This window comes from Kitasatospora sp. NPDC056446 (assembly GCF_042796115.1).
Lineage (GTDB): Bacteria > Actinomycetota > Actinomycetes > Streptomycetales > Streptomycetaceae > Kitasatospora.
Genome location: NZ_JBHTRF010000006.1, coordinates 102,527 through 124,953, shown reverse-complemented (window position 1 = coordinate 124,953; position 22,427 = coordinate 102,527). Strand labels below are relative to the sequence as shown.

At 74.4% G+C, this 22,427-nt stretch carries 17 protein-coding genes; 6 read left to right on the top strand and 11 right to left on the bottom strand.

The genetic code is table 11. The features are described 5' to 3' along the window. Positions 1–32: 32 nt before the first annotated feature. Together ACFQ6N_RS06285 and ACFQ6N_RS06280 are read right to left on the bottom strand one after the other, a co-directional pair. Entirely contained in the window at positions 33–2,810 is a 2,778-nt protein-coding gene (locus ACFQ6N_RS06285; protein ID WP_380647275.1) for a DUF6493 family protein, read from the bottom strand. Then, positions 2,807–4,234 carry an SWIM zinc finger family protein gene (locus ACFQ6N_RS06280; protein WP_380647274.1) on the bottom strand — a complete coding sequence of 476 codons (1,428 nt, stop codon included), beginning with the start codon at positions 4,232–4,234 and terminating at the stop codon, positions 2,807–2,809. Before ACFQ6N_RS06280 ends, ACFQ6N_RS06285 begins: the two co-directional genes overlap by 4 nt. Before the next feature lie 137 nt (positions 4,235–4,371). On the opposite strand from ACFQ6N_RS06280, the gene ACFQ6N_RS06275 reads away from it, so the two are divergent. Together ACFQ6N_RS06275 and ACFQ6N_RS06270 are read left to right on the top strand one after the other, a co-directional pair. Next, the gene (locus tag ACFQ6N_RS06275; RefSeq protein ID WP_380647272.1) at positions 4,372–5,280 is read left to right on the top strand and encodes an acyl-CoA thioesterase; all 909 of its coding nucleotides are present in this window, start codon (positions 4,372–4,374) and stop codon (positions 5,278–5,280) included. Between the two features lie 149 nt (positions 5,281–5,429). Next, a complete protein-coding gene (locus ACFQ6N_RS06270) occupies positions 5,430–6,080 on the top strand; it encodes a TetR/AcrR family transcriptional regulator (RefSeq protein WP_380647270.1) in 651 nt (216 codons plus the stop codon). Between the two features lie 61 nt (positions 6,081–6,141). On the opposite strand, the gene ACFQ6N_RS06265 is transcribed toward ACFQ6N_RS06270, so the two are convergent. Further along, positions 6,142–7,422, bottom strand: coding sequence for a sulfite oxidase (locus ACFQ6N_RS06265; protein ID WP_380647269.1), 1,281 nt, complete (start codon positions 7,420–7,422; stop codon positions 6,142–6,144). A gap of 476 nt (positions 7,423–7,898) precedes the next feature. Here ACFQ6N_RS06265 and ACFQ6N_RS06260 point away from each other — a divergent pair, with 476 nt between their 5' ends. Continuing rightward, positions 7,899–9,566, top strand: a complete 1,668-nt coding sequence (locus tag ACFQ6N_RS06260; RefSeq protein ID WP_380647267.1) for a BCCT family transporter — start codon at positions 7,899–7,901, stop codon at positions 9,564–9,566. 119 nt (positions 9,567–9,685) lie between these two features. Continuing rightward, positions 9,686–9,865, top strand: coding sequence for a hypothetical protein (locus tag ACFQ6N_RS06255; RefSeq protein WP_380647266.1), 180 nt, complete (start codon positions 9,686–9,688; stop codon positions 9,863–9,865). 123 nt (positions 9,866–9,988) lie between these two features. On the opposite strand, the gene ACFQ6N_RS06250 is transcribed toward ACFQ6N_RS06255, so the two are convergent. Further along, positions 9,989–11,887 carry a DUF2398 family protein gene (locus ACFQ6N_RS06250; protein WP_380647264.1) on the bottom strand — a complete coding sequence of 633 codons (1,899 nt, stop codon included), beginning with the start codon at positions 11,885–11,887 and terminating at the stop codon, positions 9,989–9,991. Positions 11,888–12,183: 296 nt separating this feature from the next. On the opposite strand from ACFQ6N_RS06250, the gene ACFQ6N_RS06245 reads away from it, so the two are divergent. Further along, positions 12,184–12,906, top strand: a complete 723-nt coding sequence (locus tag ACFQ6N_RS06245) for a lysoplasmalogenase (RefSeq protein WP_380647263.1) — start codon at positions 12,184–12,186, stop codon at positions 12,904–12,906. 149 nt (positions 12,907–13,055) lie between these two features. Here ACFQ6N_RS06245 and ACFQ6N_RS06240 read toward each other — a convergent pair whose 3' ends face one another. From ACFQ6N_RS06240 to ACFQ6N_RS06210, 7 genes are all read right to left on the bottom strand, one after another. Beyond that, the gene (locus ACFQ6N_RS06240) at positions 13,056–13,643 is read right to left on the bottom strand and encodes a hypothetical protein (protein ID WP_380647262.1); all 588 of its coding nucleotides are present in this window, start codon (positions 13,641–13,643) and stop codon (positions 13,056–13,058) included. A 225-nt stretch (positions 13,644–13,868) separates the two neighbouring features. Then, on the bottom strand, positions 13,869–14,672 hold the full coding sequence (locus tag ACFQ6N_RS06235) for an exodeoxyribonuclease III (RefSeq protein WP_380647261.1): 804 nt from the start codon (positions 14,670–14,672) through the stop codon (positions 13,869–13,871). Positions 14,673–14,782: 110 nt separating this feature from the next. Further along, entirely contained in the window at positions 14,783–16,573 is a 1,791-nt protein-coding gene (gene ggt, locus ACFQ6N_RS06230; RefSeq protein ID WP_380647260.1) for a gamma-glutamyltransferase, read from the bottom strand. A gap of 275 nt (positions 16,574–16,848) precedes the next feature. Beyond that, positions 16,849–17,955: an ROK family glucokinase gene (locus ACFQ6N_RS06225; RefSeq protein WP_380647258.1), complete on the bottom strand. Its 1,107-nt coding sequence runs from the start codon at positions 17,953–17,955 to the stop codon at positions 16,849–16,851. Continuing rightward, positions 17,952–18,869 (bottom strand): ATP-binding cassette domain-containing protein, encoded by a 918-nt coding sequence (locus ACFQ6N_RS06220; RefSeq protein ID WP_380647355.1) that lies wholly within the window; start codon positions 18,867–18,869, stop codon positions 17,952–17,954. The genes ACFQ6N_RS06225 and ACFQ6N_RS06220 overlap by 4 nt, the downstream gene beginning before the upstream one ends. 59 nt (positions 18,870–18,928) lie before the next feature. Next, positions 18,929–19,975 carry an ABC transporter permease gene (locus ACFQ6N_RS06215; RefSeq protein ID WP_380647257.1) on the bottom strand — a complete coding sequence of 349 codons (1,047 nt, stop codon included), beginning with the start codon at positions 19,973–19,975 and terminating at the stop codon, positions 18,929–18,931. Further along, positions 19,972–20,991: a substrate-binding domain-containing protein gene (locus ACFQ6N_RS06210; protein WP_380647256.1), complete on the bottom strand. Its 1,020-nt coding sequence runs from the start codon at positions 20,989–20,991 to the stop codon at positions 19,972–19,974. The genes ACFQ6N_RS06215 and ACFQ6N_RS06210 overlap by 4 nt, the downstream gene beginning before the upstream one ends. A gap of 311 nt (positions 20,992–21,302) precedes the next feature. Between ACFQ6N_RS06210 and ACFQ6N_RS06205 the strand changes: the two genes are divergently transcribed. Then, positions 21,303–22,427 (top strand): alpha/beta hydrolase, encoded by a 1,125-nt coding sequence (locus ACFQ6N_RS06205; RefSeq protein WP_380647255.1) that lies wholly within the window; start codon positions 21,303–21,305, stop codon positions 22,425–22,427.

Below are 22,427 nucleotides of genomic sequence, written 5' to 3'. Positions count from 1 at the left end.
TGTCATCCGTCCGCCGTCATCCGTCAGCTGTGTCAGCCGTCGCCCGCGAGGACGTCCCGCAGGACCCGGGCCTCCTTGACCACCCGGCCCGCTCCGGCCCGCTCCGCGACCGCCGTCACCTCGGCCACCGGCCCACGGGCTCCGGTGCGCCGGGCGCAGTCGGCGGCCAGCGCGACCAGGTCGCCCAGCCCTCGAAGGGACGGATCCGCCGTATCGAGCAGGCCCGGCAGCGCCGCCTCGAGCACCGACCAGACCGTCGCACGGGCGCCGGTCTCCGCCGCCATGGTGAGCGCCGCACCCGACCGGGTGGCCGAGACCGTGCCGCAGGCCACCAGCCCGCCCAGCTCGCGGCCGAGCAGCTCGCCGTCCAGTCCACCGCGCGCGGCCAGCACCAGCAGCGCGTCCACGGACGCCGTCCGGTCCTCGGCGTGCCGGGCACCCAGGCCGTAGGCCAGCGCCAGGTGCAGCGCGAGCCCGGCCGGGCCGCCCGCCTCGGCGAGCAGCGGGAGGTGCCGGCCGGCGCCGCGCTCGTCCCGGTCGGCGCCCTCGGCGAAGGGGTCGAGCCAGCGCGCGGCCAGTTCCTCCCGGTGCCAGGGGAGCATCGCGAACCAGTGCGCGACGGGCCGCCGGCTCCAGTCGTAGACCTTCCGGGCCCGGGCGACGCTCGGCTCGGTGCCGTCCAGCAGCGCCCGGAACTCGGCCGGCAGCCGCTCGCCGGCCGGCCCCTCCGGCCCGGTGCCGATACCCGGCTGGGCGACCGCGATCCGCTCGACGTCCTCCCACCAGCGGTCCCCGTGGACATTGGTGCGCCGCAGGCCCTTGCCGGGCGCGAACAGCACCCGCTCGGACGGCTGCCCGGGCAGGCCGCCGGTACGCAGCCAGTGCGCCAGCCGCCGCCCGGCCGGGGAGCCGAGCGCCCCGGCGGCCTTCAGCACCGCGTCGTCCGTACCCGCGTTGTCGGCGCCCGGGCCGCCCGTGCCCGCGCTGTCCGTACGAGGGCCGACCCGCAGCAGGGCCTGGGCCAGGTCGGCCTCCCCCGGTTCGACGCCCGCCGCCTCGTACCCGGCGAGCCGCTCCACCAGGACGGCCGGGTCCAGCGCGCCGGAGGCGTCCGTCGGGGTGGCGAGCAGGTACGGCGGAGGGGTCCGGCCCAGCTGCCCGGCCGCCTCCTCCAGCCGGACGGCGAGGACGGCCCCGTGCACGGTGGTGCGCGCGCCGCGCAGCGGGGAGCGCCCCTTGATGCCGAGGTACTCCCGGAACCGCCGCGGCGCCGTCTCGCCGGCGGCCGCCACCGCCACGTAGAGGACGTCCTCCGGCGTGCAGTCCCCCCAGTTGCCGTTGTCCTGCCACGGGTGCGCCCGGCGGACCGGCTCCAGCGCCTCGGTCAGCGCCTCCCTGTCCAGGTGGGCCTGCCGGACGAGGCCGTCCAGCACCCGCTCGAAGGCCGCGACTCCGGGGTCACGGGAGGCGAGCAGGGCGGACAGCTCCTCCGCTAGTTCGGCCGCCGAGGCGACCGGCGCGCCGAGCGGGACCGGCTCGGGGGCGGGCGGGAGGAATTCGCTCCACCCGGTGTCCGGGTCGTCGTCCTCGCCGCCGATCGTCGCACCGAACAGGTCGCCGGCCCGCCGGTGGTGGACGGGGCTCAGCGCCTCGGCCGCGAACCGCAGCTCCGGCAGCACCGCCTCGCCCGCCGCCTTCAGGTGGCGGGCCACCACGTTCAGCGCCCGCTCCTGGAGGCCCGGGTCCGCGTGGCCGAAGGCGTCGGCCGCGGCGAGCACCACCGGGCCGGAGCGCTCGGACGCGCGCCGGGCGGCCCGGTCCAGCCAGCCCAGCTGGGCGCGCACCAGCTTCTTCTCGGTCCGGAAGAGCACCACCGCCGAGGCCTCGGGGAGCAGTTCGGGCCCGATCAGTCCGGCCTCGTCCAAGCCGACGAGCACCCCCTGGGCGTGCCCGGCGACCACCGACAGCCCGTCCAGCAGCGCGACGACGTCCCGCACCCGGGCCGCGTACTCCTCCGGCGTCGGCGCGAGTTCCCCGAGCACCTCCAGGAACGCCCGCTGGTCGGCGGGCTTGCCGCCGCGCAGCAGCCGGGCCAGGCAGCGGTCGAGCAGTGCCGTCCGGTCCACGACGCCCTCGGCGGCCAGTTCGCCGATCGCCTCCGTCCAGACGTCCCCGCGGCGCGGGCTCATCCTCATCGTCAGCCAGCCGCCGATGTCGGCGAGTTCGAACACCAGGGGCAGCAGCACCGGGGTGAAGGGGTCCGTGCGCAGCTTCACGGCCAGGGTCGGGCGTGGGCCGCCCCCGTCGAGCGCGCGTTCCAGCCAGGCCCGGACGAAGGGCTCGCTGCTAGGCACCGCGCAGCCCGTCCGCAGGACCACGGACTCGACGAGCGGGTACATCGGCCAGCCCCACGCCCGGGAGGGCCGGGCGGCCAGCCGGGTGGCGACCTCGATCTGCCACTCCTGCGGCTGCGCCTCGACGACCACGTGGAGCGCCGAGTTCCGGGCCCAGTCGCGGACGTTGAAGTCGCTGCCGGCCAGCCAGGCCGCGGCCCCCGCCGGGCCGGTGTGGCACCCGGCCCCGGCCACCAGCAGCCTGCTCCTGGTGGCGAGCCCGTCCTGGGACCACTCCTGGCGCAGTTCCTTGCGCAGCTCCTTGAGCCCGGGCAGGCAGGCCCGCCGCTGCGCCGCGTCCAGCTCGGCGAGCAGGGCCGGTATGTCCGCCAGCCGCCCGGACCGGACGGCCGTCAACAGCTCCTCGACCGGGCCCGGCCGGGCCCCGTCCACGTCCGTACCCGCCGTCGCACTCACGCCCCGGCCCCCTTCGCCGACTCCGTACCCCGCACCGACTCCGTACCGTTCACCGGTCCCGCGCCCGGCTCCGTGCCCGACTCCCGCACCATCCCGACGGCCAGCGCGTGCTTGCACGGCCCGCGCCCGCCGCGGTACTTGCCCCACCACAGGCAGGTGCAGCTCAGCCGCCCCGCCTCGTCCGTCCGCACCCGCTGGATGTGGTCGTCCACCGTGACGACGGCCGTGGCCCCGCCGTCCTCCAGCCGCACCGCCCCCGCCTCGACCAGCGCCCGGGCCGCCCGCAGCCGCGGGTTGGCGGCTTCCGCGCGCCCGGCGGCGTACGGGAGCTGTCGGTGGAAGTACGCGGCCTCGGCGGTGTCGTAGCCGATCTGCCCGGCGGTGCCGAGCCGGGTGAGCGCGGCGCGGACCCGCGCGGGGCTGAGGCCGGACTGCGCGGCGAGGTCCCCGGTCTCGATCCGCGGCTCCCAGGCGAGCAGCGCCGAGACGAGGTCGGCGTCCTGCTCGGCCGTCCCGGTGGCGAGCGCGTCGAGCACGCCGCCCTCGCCGGAGAAGCCCCGGGAGGCGTCGGGCGACAGCGTCAGCGTGAGCCGCATGCCGGGCAGCACCGCCTCCCAGGCGGAGGCGGTCGGGCCCCCGCCGGCCACCGGCCCGTACACCCGCAGGGCGAGCGCGTGCCGCAGCACCCGCTGCAGCGCGACCAGCCGCTCGGGCCCGGGCAGGCAGACCGCGCCGGGCAGCGGGCGGGTGGTCGGCCGCAGCGTGCGCCCGGCCGGGACGACCCAGCCGACGCCGCCGCGCCCGCCGCGCGGCAGCGAGCGCAGGAAGCGGACCGCCTCGGCGGCGGGGAGCTCGGCGCGCAACTCGAAGCCGGCCGCGATGACCTGCGTCTCCGCGAAGCCGCGCAGCCAGCGCTCCGGCAGCGGCACCTTCTTCTCGACCAGCGGGCCGTCGAAGGTGGTGACCTCCAGTGCGTCCGGCCCGACCGCGAGGTGCAGCGGGTCGGCCGGGCCGATCCTGCCCAGCGCCTCGCGCAGCGGGTTGTTGACGTCCACGTTGGTGGTGCCGTGGCCTATCTCATCGCCGTCGAGCCCGGCCCGCAGCACGTCGAGCCGGGCGTAGACGCCGCAGCAGCCGGAGAAGGACTCGAACCGCAGCCGGTCCCCGTTGGCGGTGACCACCGGGTCGAGCGAGGCGCGCAGCTGCGGCTGGTAGTAGCGCGCGGCGGCGACGTCCGCGACCGCGAGCAGCGCGGCGGCGGCCGGTGCCGGGTCGGCCAGGAAGCCCGCGAAGAAGCGCGGGTTGGCGGCGGCGCCGAGCGGGGTGGCGCCGCCCGAGGTGGCCAGGTCCAGACTTCGGCCGTCGGCGCCGTCCAGGACGGCCGACGGACGGAGATAGGCGTACGCGTGTGCGGATTGCGTCATGCCAAACACGCTAGGTGAGGGGACTGACAATCCGTCGGGGCGGCACCGGAATGGAACGTGTTCTATACACCGCCGGCACCCCGGGTGCGTTATCCACGTCACACCACCGCACGGTTGGCTTCTGCCACTATGGGCTCGTGACCGACCTGACCGCACCGCCCGCACCTCCCGCCCGGGACCCCCGGCCGACCTCCCGGTTCGCCGATCTGCTGGAGATCGAGCAGCTGGACGAGAACACGTTCCGGGGCTACTGCCACGCCGGAGCCCCGATGCGCGCCTTCGGCGGCCACGTCGCCGCGCAGGCACTCGTCGCGGCCGGGCGCACCTGCGAGGACCGGCGCCCGGTGCACTCGCTGCACGGCTACTTCCTGCTGCCCGGCAGCCCGACCCGGCCGATCGACTACCTGGTCGAGCGGGTGCGCGAGGGCGTCTCGTACACCACCCGCCGGGTGACGGCGATGCAGAGGAAGAACGAGATCTTCTCCCTCACCGTCTCCCTCAAGCACCCCGAGCCGGCCGCCGACCGCCACCGGGAGATGCCTCCGCTGCCCGCCCCGGAGTCGCTGCCGGACGCCGTCGCTGCGGCGCCGGAGGAGGTCCGCAGGACGGTCGCCGCCACCGGCGGATTCCAGGACCTCGACGTGCGCTTCGTCCCGCCGGGGACCCCCGGGCTGCCGGCGGCCGTCCCCGGGCTGCTCCAGCAGCACGTCTGGATGCGCACCGCCTCGGCCCTGCCGGACGGCGACCCGCTCCTGCACGCCGCCGCGCTCGCCTACCTGTCCGACCTGACCCTGGCCTCCACCGCCGGGCTGGACGAGCAGCCGAACTTCTTCCAGCGCACCGAGCCGCCCACCCTGCTGATGGCCTCGCTGGACCACGCGATGTGGTTCCACCGCCCGTTCCGGGCCGACGAGTGGCTGCTGTTCGCCCAGCGCAGCCCGTCCGCCTCGGACGGCCGCGGCCTGGCGCTCGGCGAGTTCTACGACCGCGAGGGCCGGCTGGTCGCCTCGGCGGTCCAGGAGGCGCTGATCCGCCGCCAGCCGTAGGGAGTGTCCGACAATTCGCGTCGGGCGTGCGGCGTCGGGGCGCGCCCCGGCCCGGTCGCACCGGCGCCGGACCGGGTGACCTACGGGCGAACGGAGGGGGCCGGTCGGCGTCATACTCCTGAGCGGCCCCGGCCCGTATCATGGTGCGGGTGACCAAGGTTGACCTGTCACCACGGCCGGTGGAGGCGATGTCTCCGCGTCAGCTCGAACGCCGCGAAAGCCTGATCTCCGCCGCGCTCGCCCTGGTGAACGAGATCGGCGTCGAACGACTGCAGATGAAGCAGGTCTGCGAGCGGTCCGGAGTCGCCCTGGGGACGGCGTACCGCTACTTCTCCTCCAAGGACCACCTCCTGGCGGCGGCGATCGCCGAATGGCATCGCCTGCTGCTGGCCGATCTGGTGGCCGAGCTGCGCGGCCCCCGGGCCGGGCCCGGGGCCACCGACCGGGCCGTCCGGTTCGTCCGGGGCGGCATGCGGGCCTACCAGCGGCAGCCCGAGCTGGCGCGGCTGCGGGTGGCCGTGGCCGCCTCCACCGATCCGTTCGCCAGCGAGGCCCTCCAGGGCATGGCGCGGGCCGACAGCACCGCCCTCCAGGCGGTGACGGCCGAGGTGCCCGCCGCCGCGAGCGACCTGGTGCGGCACATCGTCGCCCACGCCTGGCAGGGCGAGCTGACCGCCTGGGTGACCGGACGGACCACCCTCGGGGACGCCCGTCGGCGGCTGGAGGACGTGGTGCGGCTGGTGCTGACCCCCTACGAGACCCGGTACCCGGCCCCGTACGAGGTCCAGTCCACCGGCTGACCCCCGTCCCGAGGGCCGGGCCGGCTCTCGGGACGGGGCTCAGGCAGGGGTCAGGCAGGGGTCAGGACGGACTCGGACACGGCTCGAACCGGGCTCGGACCACCGTCACCGGGTGGGCGACCACCGCGCCGAACAGGTAGCCCTCCCGGTTGAACACCGCCCGTTCGGGCTGGCTGTTGCCCAGACAGTCCGTCGCGCGGGCCCGCAGCTCGTACCGGCCGGGCCGGTCGGGGTGCCAGTCGATGCTCCAGCGCGTCCAGTCGTCGGCGGGCGACCCGCCGTGCAACGCGGCGGGCCGCCAGGTCCGGCCCCCGTCGGTGCTCACCTCGACCAGGCGCACCGGCGCCGTGCCCGACCAGGAGCGCCCGTGCAGCCGGTGTCCCCGGCCGGCCTCCAGCTCCGCGTCCGGCGCCAGCTCGAAAGCGCTCCGGACCACCTGCGTGGTGAGCGGAGCGCTGCCGCCGGACGGGTAGCCGGGGCCGAACATCCGGTAGAAGTCGGTGTTCCACGGCGAGTGCAGCGGGTGGTCGGCGACCTCGATGGCGCCGACCCACTTGATCGAGGCGATGCCGACCCAGCCGGGCACCACCAGCCGCAGCGGCGCGCCGTGGTCGGGCGTCAGCGGCTCGTCGTTCATCTCGTACGCGAGCAGCACGTCGTCCAGCGCCTTGGCGACCGGCAGCGGCCGGCGCACCGGGCCGTGGTTGACCCCGTCGAGCACGTAGTCCGCGTCCAGCCCGACCGGCAGCACGTCGACGGCGTCCGCGGTCATCCCCGCCGCCCGCAGCACCTCGGCCAGCCGGACGCCCCGCCACCGCGCCGAGCCGATGGCGCCCAGCGCCCACGGCGTACCCGGGACGGACAGGCCCTGCTGGCGGCGGAAGTAGTCGCGACCGTTGCCGGCGCACTCGATCAGGGCACTGATCCGGGTCGCGGGCAGCGCCCGGATGCCCGCCAGGTCGAACTCGACCGGCCGCTCGGCCGTCGGGCCGCCGCGCAGGCCGCTGCCGAACAGCCTGAGCCGCCAGGTGCCGGGGTCGATCAGCGGGGTACCGGTGTGGTTGCGGACGAAGAACCGCTCCACCGGCACGTGCCGGCCGACCGCGGCCCCGCCCCCGGCGTCGCGCAGGGCGTCCCACCGCATCTCGGCGTTGGTGCCGTGCGGGACGAACCACTCGGCGGGCAGCGGCTTGACGATGCCGGTCGGGACGCAGCCGGACCCGATGGTTCCGGGCGGGGCCCCTCCGGCCGGGGTGCTGCCGACCGGGATGCTGCCGGACGGGGTGCTGCCGGACGGGGTGCTGCCGGACGGAACGTTTCCGGGCGGGACGTTTCCGGACATGGGGCCTGGACACCTCCTCGACGGCCACCCGGCCCGGGGCGACACCGGCGCGGCCGACGCGGGCACGGCGAGCGCCCCGGCGAGCGGAGGCGTTCGTACGGTGTCCGAACCACACTCCACAGTCCCAGCGTAGCCACTCCGAAGCACTACGTGACCACCGCGACGTCCGCCGCACCGCCCGAACCGCTCGAACTACTCGAACCTCCCGAACCGCTCGAACTGCCCGGCCCGATGGCGGACTTCGCCGGAAAACGGCCCCGTGGCGCCCCGGGCGGACCCGGAACACCCCGGCCGCAGCCGCCGGGTGCTCTCCCACCACCTCGCCACCGCGTACGCCCCGGCCGAGGGGCACGCGGCCTGACGGGACGTAGGTCCTCACCCGCCGTCTCCCCGGCGCGCCCTCCCGCCGCTCGCGGAACGGACTGGACATAGTGCGACATACAGATCGAGTCCGCGCATGTCGAGAGGTCCGCCCGATGAGCAGCCAACCGCCGCAGCCCGACCAGCGCGTGAAGGAGCCCGACGAACCCGCCGCCACCCTCCCCACCGACCGGGCGGTCTTCGGCATCAGCGCCGTCCTGGTGCTGGCGGTGGTCGCCTGGGGCGTCTTCGCCCAGGACTCGCTCGGCAGCACCTCCGGCACCGCGCTGCGCTGGGTCCTGCACAACTTCGGCTGGCTGTTCGTGGTCGCCGCCGACGTCTTCCTCGTCCTCACCGTGCTGCTCGCGTTCAGCCGCTTCGGCCGGATCCGGCTCGGCCGTGACGACGACGAACCCGAGTTCTCCACCCTGGCCTGGGTCGCCATGATGTTCAGCGCCGGCATGGGCATCGGCCTGATGTTCTACGGCGTCGGCGAGCCGCTCCAGCTCTTCGCCGCCCCGCAGCCCGGCTCCGGCCTCGAACCGCAGAGCGCGGCCGCCGCCCAGCAGGCCCTGGAGTTCTCGCTCTTCCACTGGACCCTGCACCCCTGGGCGATCTACGCGGTCGGCGGCCTCGCCCTCGCGTACACGACCTTCCGCAAGGGGCGCGGCAACCGGATCTCCGCCGCCTTCGTCCCGCTGATCGGGCAGCGCGGCGCCGACGGCTGGGCCGGGCGGACCATCGACCTGCTGGCCGTCTTCGCCACCGTCTTCGGTTCCGCGACCAGCCTCGGCCTCGGCGCGCTCCAGGTCGCCGACGGCCTCGGCTACATCTCCTCCGTCCGCAACACCCAGAACGCCCAGCTGGTCATCATCGGCTCGCTGACCGCCGCCTTCGTGCTCTCCGCCTTCTCCGGCGTGCACAAGGGCGTGAAGTGGCTCTCCACCGCGAACGTCGTACTGGCTTCGCTGATCATGCTCTTCGTCTTCGTGTTCGGCCCGACGGTGTTCGCGCTGGACGCGATCCCGTCCACGGTCGGCGGCTACCTCTCCGACCTGCTCGGCATGTCCACCCAGACCGGGGCCTTCACCGACGAGAGCTGGCTCGGCACCTGGACGATCTTCTACTGGGCCTGGTGGCTCTCCTGGGCGCCCTTCGTCGGCACCTTCATCGCCCGGATCTCGCGCGGCCGCACCATCCGGCAGTTCCTGTTCGGCGTGCTGCTGGTGCCCAGCGGGGCGACCGTGATCTGGTTCTGCGTGATGGGCGGCACCGCGATCCGGCTGGCCTCCACCGGCGCGGCCGACCTGGTCGCGACGATTCCGCAGGGCGCCGAGGCCTCGCTGTTCGAGATGCTGGGCGCACTGCCGCTCGGCGGGGTCACCAGTGTCGTCGCGGTGCTGCTGGTGATGACCTTCTTCATCACCAGCGCCGACTCCGCCTCCCTGGTGCTCGGCTCGCTCTCCAGCCGCGGCTCGCTGCACCCGCGCACCTGGCTGGTGGTCGTCTGGGGCGTCCTGATGGGCGGGGTCGCGGCGGCCCTGCTGCTGGCCGGCGGGCTCAGCGCGCTGCAGAACGCGACCATCCTGGTCGCCCTGCCGTTCGTCGTGGTGATGCTGCTGCTGTGCGTCTCGCTGGTGAAGGAACTCCGCGAGGACCCGGCCGCGGGCCCGGGCCGCTTCCACCCCCAGCACGGCCTGCGGGACGCCGTCCGGGTCGCGGTCGGCGACCGGGCCTCGGAGCGGGCCACCGAGCAGGCCGCCGGCCGGACCACAGAGCGCTGACCAGCGCATACGCCCCATTCACGAGGAGTGGGGCGTATGCGGCCAACCGACGCCAAACCCCCGTCCGGACTTCACCCGCGCGTACCGACCGTTCACGCCGTCCTGGAAACCTCCCTGTCATGAACGCCAGCCCTCAGGCGCCCTACCAGGAACCGCGCTTCCCGCTCCCCCAGCGGCACCGCCGCCTCCTCGCCTGCATCGCCGTCCTCTGCTCCGTCGCCCTCGGCACCTTCGGTGTCGGCGCCACGGTGGAAACCGTCGACCACGGACCCCTGGCCCGCGCCAGCGCCGGCAAGTAACCGCCCCTTCCCTCCCAGCACCGCCGCCCTGCCATCGGGCGCGGTGCTTCTGCTTTTCCTGACCGGGGCTTCCTGGCCTGGGTTTCCTGGCCGGAGGCCGGGCCGGGACCAGCCGGGCCGGGATCAGCGCGGCGGGCGGGAGTGGCGGCCGGTGCCTGCGGCGGGCCGGAGGTCGGGGGCGGGGGCGAAGCGGGCCGCGTGCGGGCGGAGGTGCCAGGTCGGGGGCCGCTTGGGCTGGGGGGTGGGGGTGATCAGCCCGAGGCGGAGGAGGAGGTCCAGGGCGTCGCGGCGCAGCGCGGTGCGGTCGGAGAGGTAGCGGGCCGGGAGGCCGAACTCGTCGGCGATGTCGCCGAGGACGCCGTCTATCAGCGCGTCGGGGATCGGGACGTCGCCCTCGGTGGTCTCGCCGGGCAGCGGGCGGACCTCCTCGACCAGCCGCTCGACCAGCAGCAGCGCGGCCTGGGCGAGGGTGCCGACGCCGGGGAGCGCGAGGTCGGTGAGTTCGGCGGCCGGGTCGAGCAGGGCGACCCCCTCGGCGCGCAGTTCGGCCTCCAGGCCGAGGAAGTCGGCGAGGACGGCCGGGCCGCTGAGCCGGTGCTCGTCGAGCCAGGTCCGGTGGCCCTCGGGGAGGTCGGCGGCGAGGACGGCGGGGGTCTCGGCGAGGAGGCGGCGCACGGCGGTGGCGGGTTCGGCTTCGGCGGCGCGGCGGATGAGGTCGTCGGCGTCGTCGGCGAGGGCGGGCGGGCCGACCGGGACGGCGCGGGCGAGTTCGCGGTCCACCGTCAGCACGAAGGAGTCGTCGGCGGGACCGGCCGGGAGATCACCGAGCACCTGCCACCCGGCGAGGGCGGCCAGCGCCAGGTCGAGGTCGGCCGGGTCGGCGGCAAGGTCACCGGTCAGCTCGGGCGCGGCGGCGTGCATCGAGTCGAGCAGCCGACGGTACTCCAGCTTTTCCGGGGCGTCGACCAACAGGGCCAGGGCCAGGGCGAGTCGGGCGTAGCCGCCGGGGGTGAACGGCGCCCCGGTAGCGGGGTGTTCGAGCCGGCGGACGGCGCCGGGGCCCAGCCCGGCCTTGCAGAGCCGGGCGTGCCAGGGCCCGACGTCGAGGCGGTAGCCGAGCAGTGTGTCGAAGCGCTCGGTGAGCCAGTCGCGGTGACGGCGGATCAGCGGGAAGCCGTCGGCGTGCGGGCCGGAGGCGGTGACCAGCGGGTGGGCGAGCAGCAGCCGGGCGGCGATCCGCCGTTCGGCCGTGGGGAGTTCCTCGCCGGAACGATCCTGCGTGACCGGGGGTGCGTCGGGCGGTACGGGCGCGGCCGTCTCCGGCAGCGGGCGGGCGCGTTCGGGCTTGCGGTGCCTGCCGGGCCCGCCGGGCTTGGCGCCTGACCGGACGACGGGCAGGGCGGCCGAGTCGCGCCGGGCCCGGCGCAGGCCGCCGTCGGTGCGGTCCTCGCGCGAGCGCGGGGCCGCGGCGGGGTGGGCGGTGGGGCCGTGCCACCAGCTGACGCCCGGGTCGGCGGGCCCGGCGGGGGCGCCGAGGTGGCGGGCGGGGTAGAGGCCGAAGGAGGCGGTACAGAGGTCGTCGGCGGTGCCGGGGGCGGCGGCGGCGAACCAGTGGGCCAGCCGCAGCAGCCCCGGGTCGGGCGAGAGGACCGAGCCGTCGGCGGCACCGGCGACATCGGCGCTCCCAGGGGCAGCGGCGTGCTCAGGGGCACCGGCGAACTCAGGGGCAGCGGCGGCTTCGGGGACGCCGGGACCACCGAGGCCGGCGAGGCCACCGGGACCACCGAGGCCGGCGGGACCGCCGGATCCTCCGGGGGCAGCTGCGACAGCGGGTGCCTGCGGGGCGTCAGCACCGCCCGCACGGAGGATCCCAGGTGCCACGTCAGCGGTACCGGCGGGCGGCGCGGCTTCGCGTACGGCGAGGACGGCGGCGGCGGTCCCCCGGCCTGCCCCGCCCCTACGTCCGTCCGGCCGGCCGGCGGCCACCCGGGTGGCGCCGACCGCGTACTCCTGCTGGTCCATGTCGGGATCCAGACTAGACGGTGCCCGGGTCACCCGGTGGCAGCAACCGCCCTCCCGCGGAAGTCTCCGCAAGAGCCCTCGAAGCGGCCGCCCGCCCTCCGCTCCTCGCCCGCCCCGCCGGCCGTCCGCGGCCCCCCGGGCCGCTGCCGCCCCTTCCGGCATGCCGCCGGCCCGCTCGTCATCCGCCGGGCCCCACCCGGGTTACGCACCGGTAACCCGCCCTTCCGCCGTACGTTCGACTCCCTTAGGGTCAGTGCGGATCCCCCCACCGCCCGACCGTCGGAGGCCGCGCCAGCATGAGCATTCGTACGACCACCCGTGCCGTCCTCGGCGCGCGCCTGCGTTCGGCCAACGGCCTGCTGGGCGGCTTCGCGGCCGCCTCGGCGGCGCACCTGGGCGCGATCCTGTCCGGCGCCCAGGTGCTGCGGAACGCCACCAAGCCCGCGCTGATGCCGCTGCTGGCCGCGCACAGCCTGACGGCGGCCGGGACCGCCGAACGGGAGGCGCCGAAGCTGCTGGCACCGGCGCTGCTGCTGAGCGCGGGCGGCGACGTGCTGCTCCAGCTGAAGAACGACCCCGCGTTCCTGGCCGGCATGGGCTCCTTCGCGGCGGCGCACGTCTGCTACGTGACGATGTTCGTCCGGCGCGGCGCGCTCACCGACCGCCGCCGGTCCCTGGTGGTCGCGGCCGCGTACGCGACGGCCTGGGTGGCCCTGGTCGGACAGCTCTGGCCGGACCTCGGGGACCTGAAGGTGCCGGTGGCCGGCTACAGCCTGCTGCTCGCCTCGACGGCCGTCACCTCGGCCGGGCTGGGCTGGCGGACCGGGCTCGGCGGGGCGCTGTTCCTGCTCTCCGACACGCTGATCGCCACCCAGCTGGCGAAGTGGCGGGAGCTGCCGGGGCATCAGTTCTGGATCATGGCGACCTATGTGCTGGCCCAGTACCTGCTGGCCTCCGGCATCCTCGCGCACGAGGACGGGACGGCGCCGGACGCGCACCCGGAGGCCCTGGCCGTCTGACGGGCCGCCCGCCCGCTCGTCCGCAGCACGCCGGGTACGCCGCCGCGCCACCGGTCCCGTCAGGGTCCGGCGGCGCGGTGTCGGTCCGTGGTGAGCGGTAGCCCGCGGTGGCGGGGCGCGGTGGCGGGGCACAGGACGGGCGGATGCCCTCAGGCACCGCGCCTGCGCAGCAGCCAGAAGCCGCCGATGCCGCCCGCGACCAGGGCGAGGCCCCCGGCCAGCTCCGCCGGGTCCGCCGCGACCGAGCCGCCGAGGCCGGTCTGCACGGCGCCGTGCGGGGCGACCTGCTGGCTGCCGGCACCGGACTGCCCCAGCGAACCGGCCCACTCCCCCGCCGCCTTGCCCCAGTCGCCGAGGCCCTTGTCGGGGGTGGTGGCCGCGACGGTGGTGACCGTCACGGTGGTGGAGAAGGCGCCGCCGTCCGGGCAGGTGCCGTCGACCTTGCTGTCCCCGGTGTGCTGCGGGGCCAGCCGGGCGGAACCGGTGTGCCTGCCGTCGGAGCCCAGGGTGAGGGTCGCGGGGCCGCCCTCGAAGGCGGCGGAGCGGGCGGTGATGGTCTTGGCGTCGGGCTTCTCGGACTTCTCGCAGGTGACCGTGACCGTCACGGTCTGGCCCGGTGCGGCCTGGGACGGGCTGACCGAGGCCGCGCCGTCCCTGGCGGAAGCGAGGGGGGCCGTCAGACCGGTCAGCACCGTCGCGCCGATCAGGGCGGCGGCGGCCGTACGCGTGGGGCGCATGCCGGAACCTCCGGGATTCTCGGGCGCAGCCGGGGACTCCCATGTCCACTGGTTCGATCAACTGCACCCGGTCATTCACCGACGGTAGGCACGCGCCCCGCGCTCAGCCAGCGCTCAGGACCGTTCGGGTTACGGCCCGTGACCTGGGGTGACTCCCGGTACGGCGCCCGGCCAGGCCTGCGGCCCGGGTTGCGGAAGGCCCTACGGCGTGGTGCCCGGCAGCGCTCACAGGTCGAGGTCCACCACGACCGGCGCGTGGTCCGACGTGCCCTTGCCCTTGCGGGCCTCGCGGTCGACGTAGCTGTCGGTGACGGCGTCGGCGAAGGGCTTGTTGGCGTAGGTGAGGTCGATCCGCATGCCCCGGTTCTTGGGGAAGGCCAGCTGGCGGTAGTCCCAGTAGGTGTAGGGGCGGTCGTACTTCAGCGGGCGCGGCACCACGTCGTGCAGGCCGATCCCGTCGAGGGCCTCCAGGGCCGCGCGCTCGTCCGGGGTGACGTGGGTGAGGCCCTCGAAGGCGGCCACGTCGAAGACGTCCTCGTCGCTCGGGGCGATGTTGAAGTCCCCGAGGACGGCGAACGGGCGGGAGCCGGCGGCGTCCTCGACGGAGGCCTTGCGCAGCGCCTCCAGCCACTCCAGCTTGTAGTGGTAGTGCGCGTGGCCGACCTCGCGGCCGTTGGGCACGTAGACCGACCAGACCCGGACCGGGCCGCAGGTGGCGGCGATGGCGCGCGGCTCGACGTCGGGCAGCAGGGCGCCGTCGGCGAGGTAGCCCGGCTGGCCGGGCAGGTCGCGCACGACGTCCTCCAGGCCGAGCCGGGAGACGATGGCGACGCCGTTCCACCGGCCGGTGCCGTGCGCGGCCGTCTCGTAGCCGAGTTCGCGCACCTCGTCGTACGGGAAGGCGTCGGCCGCGCACTTGAGCTCCTGGAGGCAGAGCACGTCGGGCTTGGCGCTCTCCAGCCACTCCAGGAGCTTGGGCAGCCGCGCGGTGACGGAGTTGATGTTCCAGGTGGCGATGCGGACGGTCACGGCGGCGGCCTTCCCGGTGGTTCGGTACGGACGGGGTACGGACGGGGTGGGCCCCGCACGAGGCAGGCCCACCCCGAACATACCGCCCGGCACTGACAATCCGGACGGCCTCAGCCCGTGGGCCGGACCACCGCCGCCGAGCCGCCGCCGCGCCGCACCGGTTCGGCGGCGGCCACCCAGCGCCCGTCCGGGAGGCGTTCCACGCCCGTGGCGGCGCCGATCTCGGCCACGCCGGCGAAGCTGTGCCCGAGGCCCTCCAAGGCGGCCCGCTCGGGCAGCGCCAGGAAGGCGGGCTCGGCCTGGGTCGCGGCGGTGTTGCGCTGGCTGGCGCGCGGCGCGGCGATGGCCTGTTCCAGGCTCAGGCCGCGATCGAGCCGGCCGAGCAGCACCTGGAGGGTGGTGGTGACGATGGTCGCGCCGCCCGGGCTGCCGGTGGCGAGGAACGGCTCGCCGTCGCGCAGCACGACGGTCGGGGACATCGAGGAGCGCGGCCGCTTGCCCGGGCCCGGCAGGTTGGGGTCGGGGACGCCGGGGGCGAGCGGGGCGAAGTCGAAGTCCGTCAGCTCGTTGTTGAGCAGGAAGCCCCGGCCGGGGACGGTGATGCCGCTGCCGCCGGTCTGCTCGATGGTGAGCGTGTAGGAGACGATGTTGCCCCAGCGGTCGGCGACCGTCAGATGGGTGGTGTTGGGGCCCTCGTACGGCTCCGCGACGGCCTGGCCGGTGTCGGCGCAGTCGGCCGGATGGCGCGGGTCACCGGGGGCGAGCGGGCTGGTGAGCGCGTGGTCGGGGCTGATCAGGCAGGCCCGGGACGCGGCGTAGCGCGCGGAGAGCAGCTCCCGGGTGGGGACGTCGACGGCGGCCGGGTCGCCGACCCAGCGGTTGCGGTCGGCGAAGGCGATCCGGGAGGCCTCCAGGAAGTGGTGGTAGTACTGCGTGCCGCTGTACGTCGAGAGGTCGCCGCCCTCCTCCAGGATGTTCAGCGCCTCGCCGACGGTGGTGCCGCCGGAGCTGGAGGGGGCCATCGAGTAGACGTCGTAGGCGCCGTGGGTGACGTGGGTGGGCGCCTGGTCGCGGACCCGGTAGGCGGCCAGGTCGGCGGTGTCCACCTTTCCGGGGCGCGCGTTGCGGCCGGAGGCCGGGTCGACCGGCGGGTGCTGCACGGTGTCGGCGATGTCCCCGGCCAACGCGCCCTGGTAGAAGGCCTTCACGCCGTCCTTGGCGAGCAGCCGGTAGGTGGCGGCGAGGTCCGGGTTGCGCAGGACGCTGCCGACCTCGGGGGGCTTGCCGCCGGGCAGGTAGAGCTTGGCCGTCGCCGGGAAGTCCTTGAACCTGGCCTGGTTGTCGGCGGTCTGGCCGCGGAAGGTCTCGTCGACGACGAAGCCGTTGTCGGCGATCCGTTCGGCGGGTTCGAGGTTGCGGGCGAGCGAGCGGGTGCCCCACCGGCGCAGCGCGGCGTCCCAGGTGGCCGGGGTCCCGGGGACCCCGACGGACAGGCCGCTGGTGACGGCGTCGGCGAAGGCCAGCGGCTTCCCGTCCTCCAGGAACAGTCCGCTGTCGGCGGTGCGGCCGGCGGTCTCGCGGCCGTCGATGGTGTGCACCCGGCCGGTGGCGTGGTCGTAGTAGACGAAGTACCCGCCGCCGCCGACGCCGGAGGAGTACGGCTCGGTGACCCCGAGGGCCGCCGCGGCGGCGACCGCCGCGTCCACCGCGTTGCCGCCCTTGCGCAGGACCTCGATCCCGGCGGCGGTGGCGTCGGCGTCGACGGTGGCCACCGCTCCGCCCCAGCCCACCGCCTCCGGGGCCTTCGCCGGCGGTGTCGCGGCGCCGGCCGGTCCCACGGTGGACCAGACGAGCGCGGTGGCGAGCAGTAGGGGTGGTGCCAGACGGGTCAGCGCCCTCATCCGATTCCTCCTGAGTCGACGTCAACTCAGTTGTTCCACAGGAGGGATGATCCGACAACCACAAAGAGCCACTACCGGCCGGTAATTGACGAGATCGAATCAAACGGGGGCCGGTCGGGCGACGGACGGCGCGCGGCGGACAGATGTCAGAGTTCAGCTTTCAGACTTCAGACTTCAGCTGACAGATTTCAGCGAACAGAAAACGAAATCTGTTCGCTGAAATCTGTCAGCTGTTCGCCCGCACCGTCTCGCCGTCTCGCCGTCTCGCCGCCGCCCTACAGCGCGCTGCGCTCCACCCGGCGCCGCTTGATGGTGCGGAACCTGCGGGCCACCTGGCGGGCGAGGTCGGCGGCGCCGACCAGGCCGGCCTCGTTGCCCAGCGCGGCGTGCACGATGGCGGCCTCCGGCCGGAAGCCGCGGCCGGTGAGGGTGCGGCGGAAGGTGTCCCGGGCCGGGGTGAGCAGCAGGTCGCCCGCCTCGGAGACACCGCCGCCGATGACGAACCGGCCCGGGTCCAGCGCGGCGGCCAGGTTGGCGATACCGACGCCGAGCCAGGTGCCGACCTCGTAGAGCAGTTCGATGGCGACCGGGTCGCCCTCCCGCGCGGCCTCGGTGACCAGCGGGCCGGTGATGCCCTCGACGGTGCCGCCCGCCCGCGCCAGCAGCGGCTGCACCACCGGCGACTCCTCGGCGACCAGCTCGCGCGCGTCGCGCACCAGCGCGTTGCCGGAGGAGTACTGCTCCCAGCAGCCGCGGTTGCCGCACGGGCAGCGGTGGCCGCCGGGCAGCACCTGCATGTGCCCGAACTCGCCGGCCAGCCCGTACTTGCCCCGGTCGACGTAGCCGTCCCGGACGACCGCGCCGCCGATGCCGGTGCCCAGGGTGAGCATCACCATGTGGTCCTCGCCGCGCCCGGCGCCGAAGCGCCACTCGGCCCAGGCCGCGGCGTTGGCGTCGTTCTCCACGATCACCGGGAACCGCAGCCGCTCGCTGAGCGCCTCCTGGAGCGGCTCGTTGCGCCAGTTGAGGTGCGGGGCGAACAGCACCCGGGAGCGGTCGGCGTCGACCCAGCCGGCCGCGCCGATGCCGACGGCGTGCACGTCGTGCCGGTCGGCGAGCTGCAGCACCAGCTCGACGATGACGTCCTCGACCACCTTGGCGCTCTTGCTCTTGTCCGGCGTGTCGGTGCGCAGCTTCTCCAGCACCTTGCCCTCGCCGTCCACCACCCCGGCGACCACCTTGGTGCCGCCGATGTCGACGCCGATGGTGGGCAGCCGCAGTATCCCCGCGGGCAGCGCGCGGCGGCGGCGCTCGGCGCGCGGGCCGAGGCCGAGCAGGGTGGGCAGGACCGGTGGCCGGGTGCCGCCTTGAGGGCTGGTCACGGCTGCTGACGCTCCTCACGGGAGTCGGGATCTCGGTTGTCGGAGTCACGGGCACCGGAGTCACGGGCACCGGACTCGTCGGTGCCGGCGTCACGGGCGCCGGCGTCACGGGCGCCGGACACCGTGGGACGGGCCAGCTCGTGCGAGAGCTCGGCGAGGTCGGAGCCGCCGGCCATCTCGGTGGTGAGCTGCTCCAGGCCGATCTCGGCCCGCGGGTGGCTGCCCGCCATCCGGCCCCGCTTGAGCAGGGTGAAGTGGTCGCCGACCAGGTAGGCGTGGTGCGGGTTGTGGGTGATCAGCACGACCCCGAGCCCGGCGTCACGGGCGGCGGTGACGTACTTGAGCACCACCCCGGACTGCTTGACCCCGAGCGCGGCCGTGGGCTCGTCCAGGATCAGCACCTTGGCGCCGAAGTGCACCGCGCGGGCGATCGCCACGCACTGGCGCTGCCCGCCCGAGAGGGTGCCGATGGGCCGGTCGACGTCGTGCAGGTCGATGCCCATCTTCGCGAGCGCCTCGCGGGTGGTGGCGCGCATCCCCTCGGCGTCCAGGCGCAGGCCGCCCCAGCGGCGGGTGCCCCGCTCGGAGCCGAGGAAGAAGTTGCGCCAGACCGGCATCAGCGGGACGACGGCGAGGTCCTGGTAGACGGTGGCGATGCCGAGGTCCAGGGCCTGGCGCGGGGAGTCGAGGCGGACCTCCTCGCCGCCGACGGTGTAGCGGCCCTCGTCGTGCCGGTGCAGTCCGGCGATGATCTTGATCAGGGTGGACTTGCCGGCGCCGTTGTCGCCGAGCACGCAGCTGATCTCGCCGGCCCGCAGGGTCAGCGAGACGTCCTGGAGTGCCCGGACGGTGCCGTAGCTCTTGCCGACGCCCTCCAGGGAGAGCAGCTCGGCCCCCACCGGCGCGCCACCCATCGACGCGCCACCCACCGGCGCGCCACCCACCGGGGCGCCGTTCGTCGGTTCGGTGCTGCTCATCGCGGCCCCCGTTCGGCCCGGCGCTTGACGTAGGCGTTCAGCAGCGCGGCCATCAACAGCATCGCGCCGAGGAAGAACTTGAACCAGTCCGGGTTCCACTGGGCGTAGATGATCCCCTTGCTGACCATGCCGAAGATCAGCGCGCCGAGCGCGGAGCCGACCACCGAGCCGTAGCCGCCGGTGATCAGGCAGCCGCCGATGACGGCCGCGACGATGTAGATCAGCTCGTTGCCGACGCCCTCGCCGGACTGCACGGTGTCGAAGGAGAACAGCAGGTGCTGTCCGAGCACCCAGGCGCCGAAGCCGACGCCCAGGTAGAGCAGGGTCTTCGTCCGGGCGACCGGCACGCCGACCGCGCGGGCGGCGTCCGCGTCGCCGCCGACGGCGAAGATCCAGTTGCCGAAGCGGGTGCGCAGCAGCACCCAGCTGCCGACCACGAGGAGGCCCAGCCACCACCAGACGGTGGCCTTGACGGTCAGTCCGCCGATGGTGACCTCGGAGGCGAAGAGCCTGCGGCAGGCCTCGTAGCCCTCCATGTCGGAGATCGCCTTGGTGGAGACGGTGCCGGAGACGGCCTTGGTGATGCCCAGGTTGGCGCCGGTCAGCATCAGGAAGGTGCCGAGGGTGACGATGAAGCTGGGCAGCTTGGTGCGTCCGAGCATCCAGCCGTTGAACCAGCCGATCGCCAGCGTGGTGGCCAGCGAGACGAGGACGCCGACCCAGGTCACCGCGGTGAACTGGTAGGAGACCATCGAGGAGGTCAGCGCGGCGGTGGTGACCAGCACGCCGGCCGAGAGGTCGAACTCGCCGCCGATCATCAGCAGCGAGACCGGCACCGCCATGATCCCGATGGTGGACGCCGCGTAGAGCACGGTGCCCAGCGAGGAGACCCGCAGGAAGGGCTCGGCGACGGCGGCGAAGACCACGAACACCGCGACGGCGGCGATCAGCGCGCCCAGCTCGGGCCTGGCGAGGAGGCGCCGCAGCGCGGCCGGACGGTCCTGCACGAGACCGTCCTGGGCGAGGAGGTCCGGGGTGCTCACCTGGTCCCCCTCGCCACGTACTCGGCGAGCGCGTCGGCGTCGTCCTTGGTGAGGATCTGCGGGCCGGTCTCGACCGGCTTGCCGCCGCCGAGCATGTCCAGGTTGGAGCGGTACAGCCAGAGCAGGTCGACGCCCTCGTAGCCCTGGAGGTAGGGCTGCTGGTCGACGGCGAAGCCGACGCTGCCCGACTTCAGCCCGGCCACCACCTGCCCGCCCAGGTCGAAGGTGTCCAGCTCCACGGGGCGGCGGGCGTCCTGGACGGCCTGGAGTCCGGTGGCGGCCATCGGACCGGAGAGGGTGAGCACGGTGTCGATGGCCGGGTCGGCCTGGAGCTTGGCGGAGATCGCGGCGCGGGCGTCGGGCATGTCGACGCCGTTGACGTAGAGCACCTGGAAGGACCCGCCGGCCTTGGACTGGGCGCCGGAGCAGCGCTGCTCCTGGCCGACGTTGCCCTGCTCGTGGATCACGCACAGCACGTTCTTGCGTCCGCGCGAGGACAGTTCGGTGCCGGCCGCCTGGCCGGCCGTGGTCTCGTCCTGGCCGATGTGGGTGAGCGCGCCGAACTTCTGCGAGAACTCCTGGCCGGAGTTGATGGTGATCACGGGGATGCCGGCGGCCTTGGCCTTGGCGAGGACGCCGGCCATCGCGTCGCCCTTGGCGAGGGTGACCAGCAGGCCGTCGACCTTCTGGTCGATGGCGGCCTGGACGAGCTGGACCTGGTTCTGGGTCTGCGCGTCGTTGGAGTACAGGAAGGTGATGTTGTCCTTGGCGGCAGCCTGCTCGGCGCCCTTGCGCACAGTGTCCCAGAAGGCGTCGCCGGCGCCGGCGTGGGTCACCATGGCGACCTTCCACCGCGGGGTGGTGACGGCGCTGCCGGCCGTGGCCGCGGCCTTGGCGCGGGCCTCCTCGGCGCGTCGGCCTCCGGTACTGCTGCAAGCGGCCGCGGTGACCGCGATGGCCAGGACGGCGCACACGGGCCACAAACGGCGTGACGGGCGAAAGCGGGTGATGCTCATCCCCATAGTCTCCCTGGCCGGGCCGCGCGGGATCGCACCGCCTCGCCCGGCGGCCCGATCGGCCTGGGAGGTAAGGTCTCCCGGGGGACCTTTCCTGGAAGTTCGCTGAACATCTGGTCCGGACTACATCCGTCCGGGTGACAGACTGGGCGCCGATCCGAAGGGGGTTCATCACGAGAACGTGATGTTCCTCTCAGGTTCCGCACAGATTCGGACGGCAACCGATCATCGGTTATCGGCCGTCTGATGCCATTGACGTGCGTTCGGGCGACTGGGGCCCGGACGGCGAGCGAGCCGGATACGAGAACTCGATGGAACTGACAGGTACGCCATTCTTCATCCTCACCGTCATCCTGGTGCCGGTGTCCATCACAGTGGCGTTGCTGTTCTGGGGGAAGGTCCCCGGCCCCCAGCCGGTGAAGGCCCTGTCCCGGATCGTCATGATCATGTTCTGCCAGGTCACCGCCGTCCTGATGGTCTTCGTGATGGTCAACAACGCCAACCTGATCTACGGCAACTGGGACGACCTGCTCGGCACCGGCAACCACGTCCGTGCGGTGCCCCCGGTGCCGGCCTCGGAGCAGGGCGGCAACCCGGGCGGTGACGCCGCCAAGGAGCAGCCGAAGGTCAAGCAGAGCTTCGGCGGCGTGAACGACCCGGCCGTCCCGAGCGACGTGCAGAAGACCGACCTCAAGGGCCAGGTGTCCGGCGTCGACGGCGAGGTGCTGGTCTGGCTGCCGCCGCAGTACAACGACCCGGCGTTCAAGGACAAGAAGTTCCCCGTGGTCGAGCTGATCCCCGGCTTCCCGGGCTCCTCCTCCACCTGGTACGGCACGCTCAAGGTCTCCGAGCAGCTCAAGCCGCTCATGCAGCAGGGCAAGGTCGCCCCGTTCATCCTGGTCTCGCCGCGCACCCTGCTGCTCGGCAGCAACCAGGACGCCGGCTGCACGGACATCCCCGGCAAGATCAACGCGGACGCCTGGATCACCCGCGACGTCCCGCAGATGGTGCTGGACAACTTCCGCGCCGACCCGTCCGCGGACCGCTGGGCGATCGCCGGCTACTCGGCCGGCGCGCACTGCGCGACCAAGCTGTCGCTGGCCCACCCCAACCGGTACCGGGCCGCCATCGCGATGTCCGGCTACAACGACCCGGCGAACGAGAAGGACTCGCTGGTCGGCAAGGACGCCAAGCTGCGCGAGGCCAACAACCCGGTCAACATCCTCAAGGCCGCCCCGCAGCCGCCGAAGGTCGCCCTGCTGATCAGCGGCTCCAAGGGCGACGGCTTCGAGGACGGCGAGGCGATCCGCACCTCGGCCAAGCCCCCGACCACCGTCCAGGTCGAGGAGGGCACCGGCCCGCACACCACCGAGCAGTGGAAGAAGATGGTGCCGTCCGCCTTCACCTGGCTGACCTCGATCATCCCGGTGCAGTAG